Origin of the sequence: Falsiroseomonas ponticola, assembly GCF_016805305.1 — a bacterium.
Taxonomy (GTDB): domain Bacteria; phylum Pseudomonadota; class Alphaproteobacteria; order Acetobacterales; family Acetobacteraceae; genus Falsiroseomonas; species Falsiroseomonas ponticola.
This window is the reverse complement of the sequence record NZ_JAERQN010000001.1, coordinates 365,767-379,752: the sequence shown is the minus strand read 5'-3', so window position 1 is coordinate 379,752 and position 13,986 is coordinate 365,767. Positions and strand designations below refer to the sequence as shown.

Here is a 13,986-nt window from a genome sequence, read left to right as displayed (position 1 = left end):
CGGAATCTCCCGGCGGTGTGCCGGGAAACTAATCCTAATTCCGCGAACATTTCAAGAACAAAATCCAGGCGATTCGTTGCGGCGCGGGGCTGCGCGGTCAGGCCTTGGCGGTGGCGGGGGCGGCGCGGGTCTTGCGCGGGGGTTCCTGCAGCGGGCCGCCATTCACGCGCTCCCGCAGCTCCTTCCCCGGCTTGAAGTAGGGCACGGCCTTGCCGTCCACCGCCACGGCGGTGCCGGTGCGGGGGTTGCGGCCGGTGCGGGGGTCCCGGCGCTTGGTGGAGAAGGCGCCGAAGCCGCGCAGTTCCACGCGATCGCCGCGCGCGAGCGCGGTGATGATCTCGTCGAAGATCGTGGTGACGATCAGCTCGACATCGGGCTGGCGCAGATGCGGGTTGGCCGCGGCCAGCTGGGTGATCAGTTCGGACCGGGTCATGGCAACCCTGCAGCCTTCTCCCTCGTTGCGCTCAAGGCTGCCAAAGCGCGCGCACGCGGTCAACGCCAAGCCATTCATTCACAAGGCCTTTCGTGAAGGCCCCGACAACCGCCCCGAAGGTCCTTTCCGTGAAGGACCGCGTCTCGATCTCCCGGACGGGGAGGTTGGCCGGGATCTCCCGCTCCGCCGCCAGCCATTCCCGCGCCTCGGGCTCGCCGCCGATGGCGTCGATCAGGCCGAGGCTGAGGGCCTGGCGGCCGGTGAAGATGCGGCCATCGGCGAGCGCGCGGACATGCATCGGCTCCAGCCGCCTTCCAGCCACGACCATGCCGACGAACTGCTCGTAGAGGTCGAGCACCACGCGGTTGAGTTCGGCGCGGCCTTCCTCCGTCAGCGGGCGGAAGGGGCTCGGCTGGTCCTTGAAGACGCCGGAGGCGACGGTCTCCGCCCGCACGCCGAGGCGCGCCATCAGCTCCGTCGCCTCGAAGTTCTGCAGGATGACGCCGATCGAGCCGGTGACCGTCGCCTCCCGCGCGAAGATCCGGGCGGCGGGGAGGGCCACCATGTAGCCGGCGGAGGCCGCGGTACCGCCCATGACGGCGACCACGGGCTTGTCGGCGGCGATGCGGGTGAGGGCGCGGTAGAGGCCCTCGCCCCCCGCCACGCTGCCGCCGGGGCTGTCGATCGCGACGATGACGCCGCGGACGGAGGCGTCGCGCCGCGCGCGGTCCAGCCCCTCCAGCAGCTTGCGGTCATCGCCGATGAAGCCCTGCAGGGTGAGGCGGGCGAGGTGCGGGCCGGTGGAGCCGGTGATGGCCGCGCGCAGATCCGGCTGCCAGGTGGCGGCGACGGCCACGGCCGCGATGGCGACCACCGCGAGCGCGCGCCAGAGGGAGAGGCGCCGCTTCAGGCGACGGCGGTCGAGGAGGAGATCGGCATCGAGGGGCATGGCCCTCAGATAGGCGCAGGCGGCGGCGGCGGCCACTCCGCAATGTGGCCCGCGGCCAGATAGCGCGGGACTTTCGCGACCTCCCCCAGCACGCGCGCGCGCGCCCGCGGGTCGAGGTGCCAGGCGCCGCGGCGGACGGGGCCGTACTCCACCGCGCGGCAGCGCTTCGCGGGCGCCGGCCAGTGGCGGTGCAAGGTCATGGCGTAGCGGCGGCCGGTGCAGAAGAGGCCGATGCAGAAGACGCGCCGCGCGGCGAGCAGCCCGGCTGCGGCGAGCAGGGGGAGGGAGAGGGTCACGTTCTCCCCGGTGTGGGTGGCCTGGTGTTCCAGGATCAGCGCGTCCCGCGGCACGCCGAGCGCGACGATGGCGTCGGCGATCACGCCGGCCTCCGTGGCCGGGCCACCGGGGGTGGCGCCCCCCGTCACCAGCAGGCGCGGGACGTGGCGCTCGAGAAACAGCGAAGCGGCCGCCTGGGCCATCCCGGCCACCGCGATGCGGTTGCCGAAGACGATGGCCAGGTCGGCCGCTTCTGCCGGATGGTCCAGGCAGTGGTCACGCTCGATCCGGGCGACCTCGCCCGGATCGCCGAGGCGGGCGACTTCGCCCGCCTCGTGCACGCACGCCTTACTCGTCGGAGGCGCTCTGGTTGCGGCGGCGGATGGCCGCGCCCAGGATGTCGCCCAGCGAGGCACCGCTGTCGGTGGAGCCGAACTCCTTCATCGCCTCGCGCTCCTCCTCCACTTCCTTGCCCTTGATGGTCAGGGCCAGGCGGCGGCCGGCGCGGTCGACGGCGGTGATCTTCGCATCGACCTTCTCGCCCACGGCGAAACGGTCGGGGCGCTGGTCGCCACGGTCGCGGGCCAGTTCGGCGCGGCGGATGAAGCCCGTCAGCACCTCATCGACCTTCACCTCGATGCCGTTCGGCTCGATCTTGGTGACGATGCAGGTGACGACGTCGCCCTTGCGGATGCGGTCCAGCACCTCGGCGGCCGGGTCGGCCTGGAGCTGCTTGACGCCGAGCGAGATGCGCTCCTTCTCCACATCCACGTCGAGGACCTTGGCCTTGACGTTGTCGCCCTTGCGGTAGGCGGTCATCGCCTGCTCGCCGGGGACGTCCCAGCTCAGGTCGGACATGTGCACCATGCCGTCCAGGTCCGGGCCGAGGCCGACGAAGAGGCCGAACTCGGTGATGTTGCGGATCTCGCCCTCGATCACCGTGCCGGGCGGGTTGGCCTCGGCGAACAGCTCCCACGGGTTGCCCTGGGCCTGCTTCAGGCCGAGCGAGATGCGGCGCTTCGGGCCGTCCACGTCCAGGATCATGACGTCCACCTCCTGCGAGGTGGCGACGATCTTGCCGGGGTGCACGTTCTTCTTGGTCCAGGACATCTCGCTGACGTGCACGAGGCCCTCGACACCCGGCTCCAGCTCCACGAAGGCGCCGTAGTCCGTGATGTTCGTGACGCGGCCGGAGAACTTGCCGTTGACCGGGTACTTGATCGCCACGCCATCCCAGGGATCGGCCATCAGCTGCTTCATGCCGAGGCTGATGCGCTGCGTCTCCGGGTTGAAGCGGATGACCTGCACCTTGACCTGCTGGCCGATGGTGAGGGCCTCGCTCGGGTGGTTGATGCGGCGCCAGGCGATGTCCGTGACGTGCAGCAGGCCGTCCACGCCGCCGAGGTCCACGAACGCACCGTAGTCGGTGATGTTCTTGACCACGCCGTCGAGCACCATGCCTTCCTTGAGGCCCTGGATGAGCTCGCTGCGCTGCTCGGCGCGCGTCTCCTCCAGCACCGCGCGGCGGCTGACGACGATGTTGCCGCGGGCGCGGTCCATCTTGAGGATCTGAAACGGCTGCGGGCTGCCCATCAGGGGGGTCACGTCGCGGACGGGGCGGATGTCGACCTGGGAGCCGGGCAGGAAGGCCACGGCGCCGCCGAGGTCGACGGTGAAGCCACCCTTCACGCGGCCGAAGATCACGCCGTTCACGCGCTGCTGGGCGGTGAAGGACTTCTCGAGGTTCGTCCAGGCTTCCTCGCGCCGCGCCTTCTCACGCGACAGGATGATGGAGCCGTCGCGGTCCTCGTAGCGCTCGACGAAGAGCTCGATGACGTCGCCGACCTTGACCTCGGGCTTCGCACCCTGGGGCGCGAACTCCTTGAGGGGGACGCGGCCTTCCGACTTCAGGCCGACATCGACCACGGCGAAGTCATCGTCGACGCGGATGACCTTCCCGGTGATGACGGAGCCGTGGAAGGAAGAGTTCTCGCCCAGCGTCGCGTCGAGGAGGGCGGCGAAGTCCTCGCCGGCATCGGTGGCGAGGGTGTTGGCGGTTGCCATGTAGCAGATGTTTCCCGGTCGATGCCCCGCGGGGCGGGGCATGGGGTATGCGCCCCCGCGGCGAGCCGCCACGGGCACGACCTGGCCGGCATCGGTCCCCTGGATCCGCGCGGCCCACAGTCTGATGACGGGATAACGGTCCGCCGATGCCGGCCCCGGCCAATGCGGTGAACAGCGGGACGCTGAGCGCGCCCCCCTGGCTCCCCTTCCGCGATGGCATGGGCACCGCGGGGTCCCCGGAGGGGCAGCGCGGTTCGACCCTCGCCTACGCCCCGGGGCTTACGAGAGTCAAGGGTGAATCCCTTGTGCAGCGCCGCATCAGGCCGCGGCCATCCGGGCGCGGACCAGCAGCAGGGCGGCGGCGAAGGCGGCCTCGGCATCCAGCGCGGTGGTGTCCAGCACCGCCGCATCCTCGGCCGGCTTCATGGGCGCCACGCTGCGGCCGGCATCCTGCGCGTCCCGCGCCCGCAACTCGGCCGCCACCTGGTCGAGATCCGCCGCCACGCCGCGGGCGTGGAGTTCGGCCCAGCGGCGGCGGGCACGCTCCTCCGCCCCTGCCGTGACGAAGAGCTTGATGGGGGCGTCGGGGAAGACGACGGTGCCGATGTCCCGCCCATCCATCACCGCGCCATGGCGGCGGCCGAACTGGCGCTGCCAGTCGAGCAGCGCGGCGCGCACCGCGGGGATGGCGGCGACGGCGCTGGCGGCCATGTCGGCGGCGGGGCCGCGGAGATCGGTGCGGGAGAGGTCCTCGGCCGTCATGGCGCGGGCCTCGGCCTCCGCCGCCACGGCGTCACGCGGGTCGAGCCCCCGGTCCAGCACGCGGCGGCCGGTGGCGCGGTAGAGCAGGCCGGTATCGAGGTAGGGCAGCCCCAGCTCCGCCGCCAGCCGCCGCGCCAGCGTGCCCTTGCCGGCGGCGGCGGGCCCATCCACGGCAACAACAAGGGGGGCGATGACGAGGGGCCGCGCGGTCATGGCGCGGAGAGCGGGCCGCCGGGGGCGCCGTTGCCGGCCAGGCCATTGATAAGGCTGGCGAAACCGGGGAAGGACGTCTCGATGAAGGCGGCGTCGTCGGCGGTGACGGGGCGCCTCGACGCCAGGCCCATGACGAGGGCGGACATGGCGATGCGGTGGTCCATGTGGGTCTCCACCAGGCCGCCGCCCTCGACCGGGCCGCCGGTGCCGTGGACGATGAGGTCATCGCCCTCGATCTCCACCCGCGCGCCATTGGCGACCAGCATGGCGGCGGTGGCGGCCAGGCGATCGCTTTCCTTCACCCGCAGCTCCTTCAGCCCGCGCATGCGGGTGGTGCCGGAGGCGATGGCGGCGGCGACGGAGAGGACGGGGTATTCATCGATCATCGAGGGGGCGCGGCTGGCCGGCACATCGACGGCGCGGAGCGCGGAGGCGCGGATGACGAGGTCGGCCACGGGCTCGCCCCCCTCCACCCGGCGGTTCGCCTCCGTGATGTCGGCGCCCATCTCCCGCAGCGTGAGGAAGATGCCGGCGCGGAGCGGGTTCATGCCGACGCCCCGGATCGTGACCTCCGACCCCGGGACCAGCAGGGCGGCGATGGCGGGGAAGGCGGCGGAGGAGGGATCACCGGGCACCACGACCGGGGCGGCGACGAGTTCCGGCTGGCCGCGGAGTTCGATGATGCGGCCATGGCCTTCTTCCTGCACATCGACCACGGCGCCGAAGTGGCGGAGCATGTTTTCCGTGTGGTCGCGCGTGGCCTCGACCTCCGTCACGCGGGTCACGCCGCGGGCGCAGAGGCCGGCGAGGAGGCAGGCGGACTTCACCTGGGCGGAGGGGACGGGCACGGCGTAGTCGAGGGGCAGGGGATCGGCCGCGCCCTCCACCGCCAGCGGCAGGCGGCCGCCGGCGCGCGTCGCGAAGCGGGCGCCGGTGGCGGAGAGGGGGTCCGTCACCCTCTTCATGGGGCGCTTCCGCAGCGAGGCATCGCCCGTCATCACCGCGAAGATGGGGTGGCCGGCGAGCAGGCCGCAGAGCAGGCGGGCGGCGGTGCCGCTATTGCCCATGTCCAGCACATCGGCGGGCTCCACCAGGCCGCCGATGCCGCGGCCGGCGACGCGCCAATGGCCCTGGCCCAGATTGTCCACCGTGGCGCCGAGCGCGCGCATGGCGGCGGCGGTGCGGAGCACGTCCTCACCCTCCAGCAGGCCGGTGATGTCGGTGGTGCCGATGGCCAGCGCGCCGAACATCAGGGCGCGGTGGCTGATGGATTTGTCGCCGGGCACGGTGATGGTGCCCCGGAGCGGGCTGGAAGGCGCCGCCGCCTTGAGCGGCCGGGCGGCCTGGTGGTGGTGGGGCGCGGGTTCCTGCATGACGCGGCGTTTGACATGCAGGGCGTGAAGTGGCAATCGCGCGCACCCCGCCCTACCACCCCTCCGCCCCGGCCGCGCCCTGATGAAGGGGGTATGCCCGGGCCTGACACGAGGCTGATGTTCCCCATGGCGAAGCCTGAACTCGGATTGAAGCGCGTCTGCGTCGCCTGCGGCACGAAGTTCTACGACCTGACCCGGGCGCCGGCGATCTGCCCGAAATGCGGCACGGAGCAGCCGGCGGAACAGCCGCGGCTGAAGCGCGCGGCGGCGGCGGCGGATGAGCGGCTGAAGAAGCGGGCCGTGGCGGCGGAGGTCGATGCCGAGGAGGGGGTCGAGGTCGAGGCGGACGACGACGCGGAGGCGATCGAGGACGCGGACGAGCTGGAGGACGACGCCGAGGCGCTGGGCGAGGAGATCGAGGTCGAGACCGACCGCGAGGAGGAGCCGTAAGGCTTCCCCGGATTTTAGGGGTTTTAGGACCTTGAGGGCCGGAAACGCGGCCCTTTTGGACAAATTCCCCGGCTTCAGCATCTACCGAACCCCCGGCGCCGCGAGGCCCGGGGGTTCTGTCGTTCTGAACAGCCCCGGCCTTCCGGCGATGAGGCGGTGGAGGCGGGCGAGGAGCGTGATCTCCGGCTGGGTGGGCACGCGGCGCGTCCGGAAGATCTTCCTAACAAGCTCCATGAGGCCTGGCTCCAGCTCCGGATAGGGGAGGCACCAGGGGGGCGCCGGCATGGCGGAGAGCATGCCGAGGCGACGGACCAGCGCCATGCTGGTGACGGGCAGGATGCGCGCGGCGCGGCGCCAGGCGCGGACGATCCGCCATTCCAGGCTTCTGGCGGATGCGAAGGCCATGGGGTGGCGGGAGGCGGCGACCAGCAGCCGATCCAGCGCGCCGCTATGCGCCAGGCGGGCCAGCAGGCGATGGGCGGAATTGGCGGGGCCATATTCCGGCGGGAGGGCGCGCCAGGGGCCGGCGGAACAGGCGACCCAGAAGATGGCATCCATGGTGCGGCGGGTGTTCCGCGCTGGCCTGCCGCGGGGGTCGGCGCGGGCGATGAGGGGGGCGAGGGCGGCCCATTCGGCGTCGGTGAGGGGGCGGAAGGGGTGGGGGGTGGTGCGGTGGAGGGGGGAGGGGAGCGGGGGCATGGGCAGGGCCTCGCGGGGGGAGGGAGCGAGGGAGCGTATAGGAAAATAGTCTGATAATCAACGAAAAGCAGCACGTCTGCGTGCCGGGCAGACCGTTGCGCCCATTATACGATCTGTCGTAACCATATCGCCCGTACCGTCAGACTGACTGTACCCCGAGGCTAGTAGCCGCTCGGAAAATCATCGGCTGAATTTAAGTTTTTTTCGGGCAATCTTGGCTATTTCTCAAGAGGGTAGAACGGAATGTCAAGTACAACCCCTACTCTCCACGAAATCGAAAATGCATTTCAGCCAGCAAAAGAAATAAGCGATATTGAGCGATTTGCAGGGCGAGCGAAGCCGGTCACGGAAGCGTTCCTCGCCCTGCTTGCGTCGGGAGCGAATTTGGCGATAGTCGGAAATCGAGGCATTGGCAAAACATCGCTCGCGCGCCAAATCCAAAATTTCGGCCGTGGCGATAATGGCCTTATTCAGAAACTGGCTATCGGCCTGGATCACGTACACGACTTCAACGTGATGTATTTTGCTTGCGGTACAGGCGTAGACGACCGAGACGCGTTGCTGGCGCGGCTGCTGACATCTGATAACTGTCTTGGTCCTTGGTTGTACGATGTTCCAAAAAATCGCCGGCTCATAAATGCACTATCGCCAAAGCTCAGTGCAAAGATATTTGGCGTTGGAGCAGAGGTCGGCACGTCTCAAACCATTGATGAAACACGCGAACTCGTTGTGGTGCCCCAAGTCATCGAGGGAATATTCGAAAATGTTGTGAGAAATTTGGTTGAGCAACGACTAACGCGTGACGGTGTACTAATAGTAATTGACGAGTTCGATCAAATTAAGGATCCGGCGGGAATAGGCCCCTTCCTGAAAGCTATGGCCACAAATACGGAAAATGTGAAGTTTTGTATTATTGGGGTTGCCGCCGATATCCAAGAACTTATGAGAGAGCACGAATCCGCAGATAGGCTTTTTGCGGGAACGATTATCGCGTTGGATCCGATGTCAGGGAACGAGCTATCGGAAATTATTAAGCTCGCCGAAGAGAAAATTCATAATTACATCAAGTTCTCCGACGCTGCGCAAACTCGACTTGTGGAATTGGCGCAGGGTCATCCGTATCTGGTCCATCTCGTAGGCAAATTCGCATTTCGGGACGCCTACAGAAACAACAAGCATATTATTGAGTCCCAAGATATTGATTTGGTTCTCCAATCAATTGCTGAAAATGGGTCAGATCCGGTTTTGGAGGGGCGTTACCGAAAAGCTGTTGCTTCATCTCGCCAGAGAGAAATTGTGCTTAAGGCCTTGGCAGCGAACCAAGACGATCGGGGTGAAATATGGACGACGAATGCGTACAAGGAAGCTTTAGAAAAAGGAGTCGATAATTCAAGTCAGTATGTTGGGCAGCTTGTAACTGAAGAATTTGGCGCCGAAATAGAGCGGGTGAGGGAGCGTTATTATCGCTTTAAGGATTCGCTGTTTTGTGCCTATGTCAAGGCGCGTCCCTCCATGAGAGGGCTTGCGCGCGACAGCTGAATAAATCGAGAGCGGATATTTGTGGGAATGGTCTAAGCTTGATATGTTGATCCTGCAGGTCGGTATGCAAGTTTTGACGACAACGTTGCGGTGACCGCCTCATGTTTTGAATTGGGTTGCAAGGGGCCGCTGCCCCTTGCTGGGGGAGTTTGAGGGGGCGAAGCCCTCTCAAGGGGCGTTTGGCTGCTGTTGTGCTTCGTTCTGCGACGCCCCCGTCACCCCGACCCTCTCCCCCATGGAGGGGGGAGAGGGAGTTGCGTTGCGCGGGGTGGGGCTGGGGGATCGGCTGCCCTACAGCCGCCGCCTCACCCGTTCCCACAACACCAACGCCGCGTCGTACGGCAGGGCGGGCACCTCTCGCAGGCGCCAGAACCAGCGGCGTTGTTTCCCGGTCGCGGCGGGGCCGGCGGGTGGGGGGACGGGGCGGGCCTTCACGCCGGCGAGGCGGAAGAGGGTGAGGGATCGGGGCAGGTGGTAGCGGTGGGTGGCGATGCGGATTTCGCCCGCATGGTTCATCGCCTTCAACAGCTTCAGGCAGGCGAGGACACTGGAAAAAGTGTCGGTGGCGGTGGGGTCCTGGGTGATGCGGGTGTCGGGGATGCCGGCGTCCCGCAGCAGGCGGGCCATGACCTCGGATTCGGCGGGGCCGTGGCGGCCGATGCCGCCGGTCGGGAGGTAGTGGGCGGGCGGGGATTGGCGTTCGCCCCAGGCGCGGGCGGCCTGGACCCGTTCGCGCAGCGCGCGGCTCGGGGTGCCGTCGGGGCGGACGGCGGCGCCGAGGATGATGATGGCGGGGGGGTGTGTCGTTATGGGGCGGGGTGTTCCTTGAGTTGAGACGGCCGGGAGTACCCCCACCCCGCCAGCCTTCGGCGTCGCGGCAGTGCCGCGACCCCCCTCAAGCGCGGGGGAGGGAGCCTCCGATGGCGGGGGCTGGTCGTGTTCTCTACGGCGCCGCCAGCAGAAGGCGGTTGAGGGGTTCGAGGGCGGCGACCAGGCCATGGCGGTCGCGGGCGATCTGGTCACTTGGGGCGGGGATAGTTGAGCAAATCTCGGACCAGGGGGTGCGGCCGTCGATGCGGGAGAGGAGGGCGGCGGCCAGGCGGGGGAGGGGGATCTGGACGCGGAGGCTGTCGAAGGTGACGGGCAGCAGGCCGTCCGGGCGGAGCGCGCGGGCCATGGCGGGGCCGTCGAGTTCGCGCAGCAGGGGGATGGCGGCGTCGCTGGTCCAGTCGGGCTTCGGGGCTTCGTCGCGCGTCAGGTAGGCGATGTGGATGCCCATGTTGCCGCAGAGCGCCTCCGCCAGGGCGGCGCGGGCGATGGGGTCGAGGGTCGCGGTGCGGGCGCGGAGCTTGGGGTCGGTCAGCCAGGTGTCGGGGTTGTAGCGCAGGGGCTCCACCAGGCAGGCGATGCGCAGCCCGGCGCCGGCGACCAGCGCCGCGAGCTGGGGGATGGTGTAGGCGCGGTCCCGGGGGTTCAGCAGCAGGTCGTAGAAGCCGGCGTCGCCGCCCTTGAGGTGGTCATCGATCCAGGGGTTCCGGCGGAGCCAGGCGGTCTCGGGCAGCTGCTTCCAGACGCGCCTGCCGGTCTCGACCCGGGCGGCGGGGGGTTCGTCGGCGGGGGCGAGGAGGCGCAGCGCCTCCTGCAGCATGTAGACGCCGGTGCGGCCGTGGGGGGCATAGACCATGATGCCCATGCCGCCGCCGGGGGCGAGGACGGAGGCCAGCGCCGCCAGGCCTTCGTCGGGGTCGGGCAGGTGGTGCAGGACGCCGCAGCAATCGATGTAGTCGAAGGGGCCGAGGCCGGAGCGGGGGAGGTCCAGCAGGGAGCCTTCCTCGAAGGTGATGTTGGCCAGGCCGCGGGCGGCGGCGCGGGCCTGCGCGACGCGCTTCGCCTGGGCGGAGCGGTCGAGCCAGGTGACGCGGCCGGGGCGGTTCGCGCTCGCCAGTTGCTGGGCGAGCATGATGGTGCCGTCGCCGGAGCCGCCGCCGGCCATGAGGGCGTTGAGGGGCTGGGCGGCGGGGCGGCGGGCGCCGAAGACCCAGTGGTCGATCTCGCGCAGGTGTGACGGGCTGCCGATGATGAGGCGCTTCGCCTCCTCCCGCGGGTCGCGGGCGGGGTAGGGGAAGGCCTCGTACTGGGCGGCGAGCTGGGCGTCGGCGGTGTCGCGGGGGGGCATGGCGTGCATGCATAAGGGGGTTGGCGCGGGCGCGGAAGAAGCGGGGGATGCGCGGTTGCCGGGGGGCGGGGGCGGACGTATCTAGGCAGCCATGCTCCGCACAGCCCTGACCCTTGCCGCACTGGCCGTGCCGCTGGCTGCCGTCGCGCAGCAGCGGGCCGCGCCGGCCCAGCCCCAGCGCCTCGGCACCCATCAATCCTGGATCGCGGCGACGCATCAGGAGAACGGGCAGAAGGTGTGCTACGCCTTCGCGCGGGCGGCGCGGAGCGAGAATGCGCCGGCGAACCGGCAGACGGTGACGCTGACGATCACGCACCGGCCGGGGGGGCGGGACCAGGTCGCGATCTCGGTGGGGTATCCCTATCCGCGGCAGGGGGAGGCGGTGCTGAGCGTGGGGACGACGGAGTTCCGCAGCTACGGCGTCGTGCAGTCCAGCGCCTTCTTCCAGAACGGGCAGAGCCTGGTGAGCGCGTTCCGGGGCGGGCGGGATGCGGTGGTGCGGAGCCCGGGGCCGCCGGGGCGGCCGACGGTGACGGATACCTTCCCGCTGGCGGGGTTCTCGGCGGCGTATGAGGCGATCAACCGGGAATGCCCGGCCAATCCGGCGGCAAGGCGGTGAGCGCTGACCTGACCAGCGCGGAGCGGGACCGGATCCTGGCGAAGGCGGCGCTGTTCTCCCCGCCGCCGGCGACGCTGGCGGATGGGCGGCGGGACCTGGTCGGCTTGTCCCGGGAAGAATTGGCGGCGGAGATGGTCGCCATTGGAGAAAAGCCGTTCCGGGCGAAGCAGCTGTGGCACTGGATCTACCACCAGGGTGTGACGGATTTCGCGCGGATGCCGTCGATCGCGAAGCCGATGCAGGCGAAGCTCGCCGAGCGGTTCGTGGTGGGGCGGCCGGCTGTGGCGACGGAGCAGACCAGCCAGGACGGGACGCGGAAATGGCTGTTCCGGTGGCGGGACGGGCAGGAGGTGGAGACGGTCTATATCCCCTCGCCGGATGAGGATCGGGGGGCGGTCTGCATCTCGACGCAGGTGGGGTGCACGCTGTCCTGCACCTTCTGCCATACGGGGACGCAGAAGCTGGTGCGGAACCTGGGGGCTGCCGAGATCGTGGGGCAGTTCATGGCGGCGCGGGACAGCTATGGCGAATGGCCCAGCCCGAAGGACGGGACGGCGCGGCACCTGTCGAACATCGTCGTGATGGGGATGGGGGAGCCGCTCTACAATTACGAGAACACCGCCAAGGCGCTGCGGATCGTGATGGACCATGAGGGGATCGCGCTGTCGCGCCGGCGGATCACGCTGAGCACGAGCGGCGTGGTGCCGATGATGGACCGCTGCGGGGCGGAGCTGAACGTGAACCTGGCGGTGTCCCTGCACGCGGTGACGAATGAGCTGCGGAACGAGATCGTGCCGCTGAACCGCAAATATCCGATCGAGGAGCTGATGGCGGCGTGCCGGCGGTATCCGGGGGCGTCGAATGCGCGGCGCATCACCTTCGAATACGTGATGCTGCGGGGGGTGAATGACAGCCCGGCGGAGGCGCGGGAATTCGTGCGGCTGCTGAAGGGGCTGCCGGCGAAGGTGAACCTCATTCCGTTCAATCCCTGGCCGGGGTCGCCGTACAAGACCTCGACGCCGGAGGCGGTGCGCGCCTTCGCGGCGATCATGGAGGAGGGGGGGTATTCCAGCCCGGTGCGGCGGCCGCGCGGGCGGGACATCCTGGCGGCCTGCGGGCAGCTGAAGACGGCGAGCGAGCGGGCGCGCAAGGCCTCGGCCAAGGCCGACGCGGCGTGATCTGCGTGCCGCGCGGGTAGGGGGATGAACCCTCCCGTCTGGCTGATGGCGACCGCGGCCTTCACGGTGGGCTGCGGGATGCGGATGATCGAGCCGCTGCTGCCGATGATGGCGCGGGATTTCGGCGTGGGCCTCGGCGGTGTCGCGCCGCTGATCGGGGGCTTCGCGCTGGCCTATGGGGTCGGGCAGTTCGCGATCGGGCCGATGGGGGACCGGTTCGGGAAGATCCGCGTCGTCGCCATCTCTCTCGCGCTCTATGCGGGGATGCTGATCGGGGCGGGGCTGGCGGAGGGGCTTTCCACGCTGCTGGTCTTCCGGGTGCTGATGGGGCTGGCCGCCGCGGCCGTCGTGCCGCTGTTCATGGCGCATATCGGGGACAGCGTGCCCTACGGGCAGCGCCAGGCGGTACTCGGGAAATTCCTCAACGGGATGGTGCTGTCGCAGCTGCTGGCGGGGCCGCTTTCGGGCATCGTCGGCGAATATGCGGGGTGGCGGTGGGCGTTCCTCGGGCTTGGGATCGTCGCCGTGCTGATCACGGGTTTCTTCATCGTGAGGCTCGGGGCGCCGCTGTGGCGGGCGCCGGCGGAGGGCGGGCGCGGGGCGGGGCTGGCGGGTTTCCTCCGGATGCTGCGCAAGCCGGCGGGGCGGCGGCTGCTGATCGGGACGGGGCTCGATGGGCTGCTGATGTTCGGCGGCGCGTTTCCGTTCCTCGCCTCGCTGCTCATCGAGCGCTTCGGGATGAGCGCCGCGGAGGCGGGGCTGGTGGTGGCGAGCTTCGGGCTTGGTTCGCTGGCCTATACGCAATCGGCGGGGCGGCTGCTGGGGTGGCTCGGCGAGCGGGGGATGGTGATGGTGGGGGGGCTCGGCGTCGCGGCGGCGCTGCTGGTCTTCGCGCTGTCGCCCTGGTGGCAGGCGGTGGCGGTGGCGCAGGCCTGCGTCGGGCTGCTGTTCTTCATGCTGCACGGATCGCTGCAGGCGCGCGCGACGGAGGCGCTGCCGGAAGCGCGCGGCACCGCCGTCGCCGCCTTCGCGATGTCGCTGTTCCTGGGCCAATCGATCGGATCGGTGATCTTCGGGACGCTGATCGTCTGGGCCGGTTTTTCCGTGAGCCTGCTGGTGGCCTCGGCGGGGCTGGTGGCGCTGACGCTCTGGCTGCGGGGGGCGGTGCTGCGCTGATCGTGCTGGCGCTGCGGCGCTGGTCTTTGGCAGGCTCAGGGCCACAGTGGCCGCCTGAGAACACTGGCGGGTCGGTTTC

At 69.4% G+C, this 13,986-nt stretch carries 14 protein-coding genes; 5 read left to right on the top strand and 9 right to left on the bottom strand.

Annotated features, from left to right (window positions below):
* Positions 1-97: 97 nt before the first annotated feature.
* The 6 genes from ihfB to aroA form a co-directional block, all read right to left on the bottom strand.
* Positions 98-433, bottom strand: coding sequence for an integration host factor subunit beta (gene ihfB / locus JJI54_RS01810; RefSeq protein ID WP_203070364.1), 336 nt, complete (start codon positions 431-433; stop codon positions 98-100).
* Positions 434-464: 31 nt separating this feature from the next.
* Positions 465-1,382, bottom strand: a complete 918-nt coding sequence (gene sppA, locus JJI54_RS01805) for a signal peptide peptidase SppA (protein WP_203070362.1) — start codon at positions 1,380-1,382, stop codon at positions 465-467.
* 5 nt (positions 1,383-1,387) lie between these two features.
* A complete protein-coding gene (locus JJI54_RS01800) occupies positions 1,388-1,999 on the bottom strand; it encodes a YdcF family protein (RefSeq protein WP_203070360.1) in 612 nt (203 codons plus the stop codon).
* Positions 2,000-2,006: 7 nt separating this feature from the next.
* Positions 2,007-3,722 carry a 30S ribosomal protein S1 gene (gene rpsA, locus JJI54_RS01795; protein WP_203070358.1) on the bottom strand — a complete coding sequence of 572 codons (1,716 nt, stop codon included), beginning with the start codon at positions 3,720-3,722 and terminating at the stop codon, positions 2,007-2,009.
* Between the two features lie 318 nt (positions 3,723-4,040).
* Positions 4,041-4,697, bottom strand: a complete 657-nt coding sequence (gene cmk / locus JJI54_RS01790) for a (d)CMP kinase (RefSeq protein WP_203070356.1) — start codon at positions 4,695-4,697, stop codon at positions 4,041-4,043.
* Entirely contained in the window at positions 4,694-6,070 is a 1,377-nt protein-coding gene (gene aroA, locus JJI54_RS01785; RefSeq protein ID WP_203070354.1) for a 3-phosphoshikimate 1-carboxyvinyltransferase, read from the bottom strand. Before aroA ends, cmk begins: the two co-directional genes overlap by 4 nt.
* Positions 6,071-6,196: 126 nt before the next feature.
* On the opposite strand from aroA, the gene JJI54_RS01780 reads away from it, so the two are divergent.
* Positions 6,197-6,520 carry a TIGR02300 family protein gene (locus tag JJI54_RS01780; protein ID WP_203070351.1) on the top strand — a complete coding sequence of 108 codons (324 nt, stop codon included), beginning with the start codon at positions 6,197-6,199 and terminating at the stop codon, positions 6,518-6,520.
* 81 nt (positions 6,521-6,601) lie between these two features.
* Here the strand turns inward: JJI54_RS01780 and JJI54_RS01775 are convergent, their stop codons facing one another.
* Complete coding sequence (locus JJI54_RS01775) at positions 6,602-7,219, bottom strand: transposase (RefSeq protein WP_203070349.1); 618 nt, start codon at positions 7,217-7,219, stop codon at positions 6,602-6,604.
* Between the two features lie 243 nt (positions 7,220-7,462).
* Here JJI54_RS01775 and JJI54_RS01770 point away from each other — a divergent pair, with 243 nt between their 5' ends.
* Positions 7,463-8,758 (top strand): nSTAND1 domain-containing NTPase, encoded by a 1,296-nt coding sequence (locus tag JJI54_RS01770; protein WP_203070347.1) that lies wholly within the window; start codon positions 7,463-7,465, stop codon positions 8,756-8,758.
* A 291-nt stretch (positions 8,759-9,049) separates the two neighbouring features.
* Here the strand turns inward: JJI54_RS01770 and JJI54_RS32550 are convergent, their stop codons facing one another.
* Together JJI54_RS32550 and JJI54_RS01760 are read right to left on the bottom strand one after the other, a co-directional pair.
* Entirely contained in the window at positions 9,050-9,613 is a 564-nt protein-coding gene (locus tag JJI54_RS32550; RefSeq protein ID WP_318987427.1) for a YdcF family protein, read from the bottom strand.
* An 88-nt stretch (positions 9,614-9,701) separates the two neighbouring features.
* Positions 9,702-10,943 (bottom strand): class I SAM-dependent methyltransferase, encoded by a 1,242-nt coding sequence (locus JJI54_RS01760; RefSeq protein WP_404817589.1) that lies wholly within the window; start codon positions 10,941-10,943, stop codon positions 9,702-9,704.
* Between the two features lie 82 nt (positions 10,944-11,025).
* On the opposite strand from JJI54_RS01760, the gene JJI54_RS01755 reads away from it, so the two are divergent.
* Genes JJI54_RS01755 through JJI54_RS01745 form a run of 3 tightly spaced genes read left to right on the top strand, consistent with a single transcriptional unit; the run spans position 11,026 to position 13,907 of the window.
* A complete protein-coding gene (locus JJI54_RS01755; RefSeq protein WP_203070341.1) occupies positions 11,026-11,553 on the top strand; it encodes an invasion associated locus B family protein in 528 nt (175 codons plus the stop codon).
* Positions 11,523-12,731 (top strand): 23S rRNA (adenine(2503)-C(2))-methyltransferase RlmN, encoded by a 1,209-nt coding sequence (gene rlmN, locus JJI54_RS01750; protein ID WP_203070340.1) that lies wholly within the window; start codon positions 11,523-11,525, stop codon positions 12,729-12,731. Before JJI54_RS01755 ends, rlmN begins: the two co-directional genes overlap by 31 nt.
* 24 nt (positions 12,732-12,755) lie before the next feature.
* On the top strand, positions 12,756-13,907 hold the full coding sequence (locus tag JJI54_RS01745) for an MFS transporter (protein WP_203070338.1): 1,152 nt from the start codon (positions 12,756-12,758) through the stop codon (positions 13,905-13,907).
* Positions 13,908-13,986: the final 79 nt, after the last annotated feature.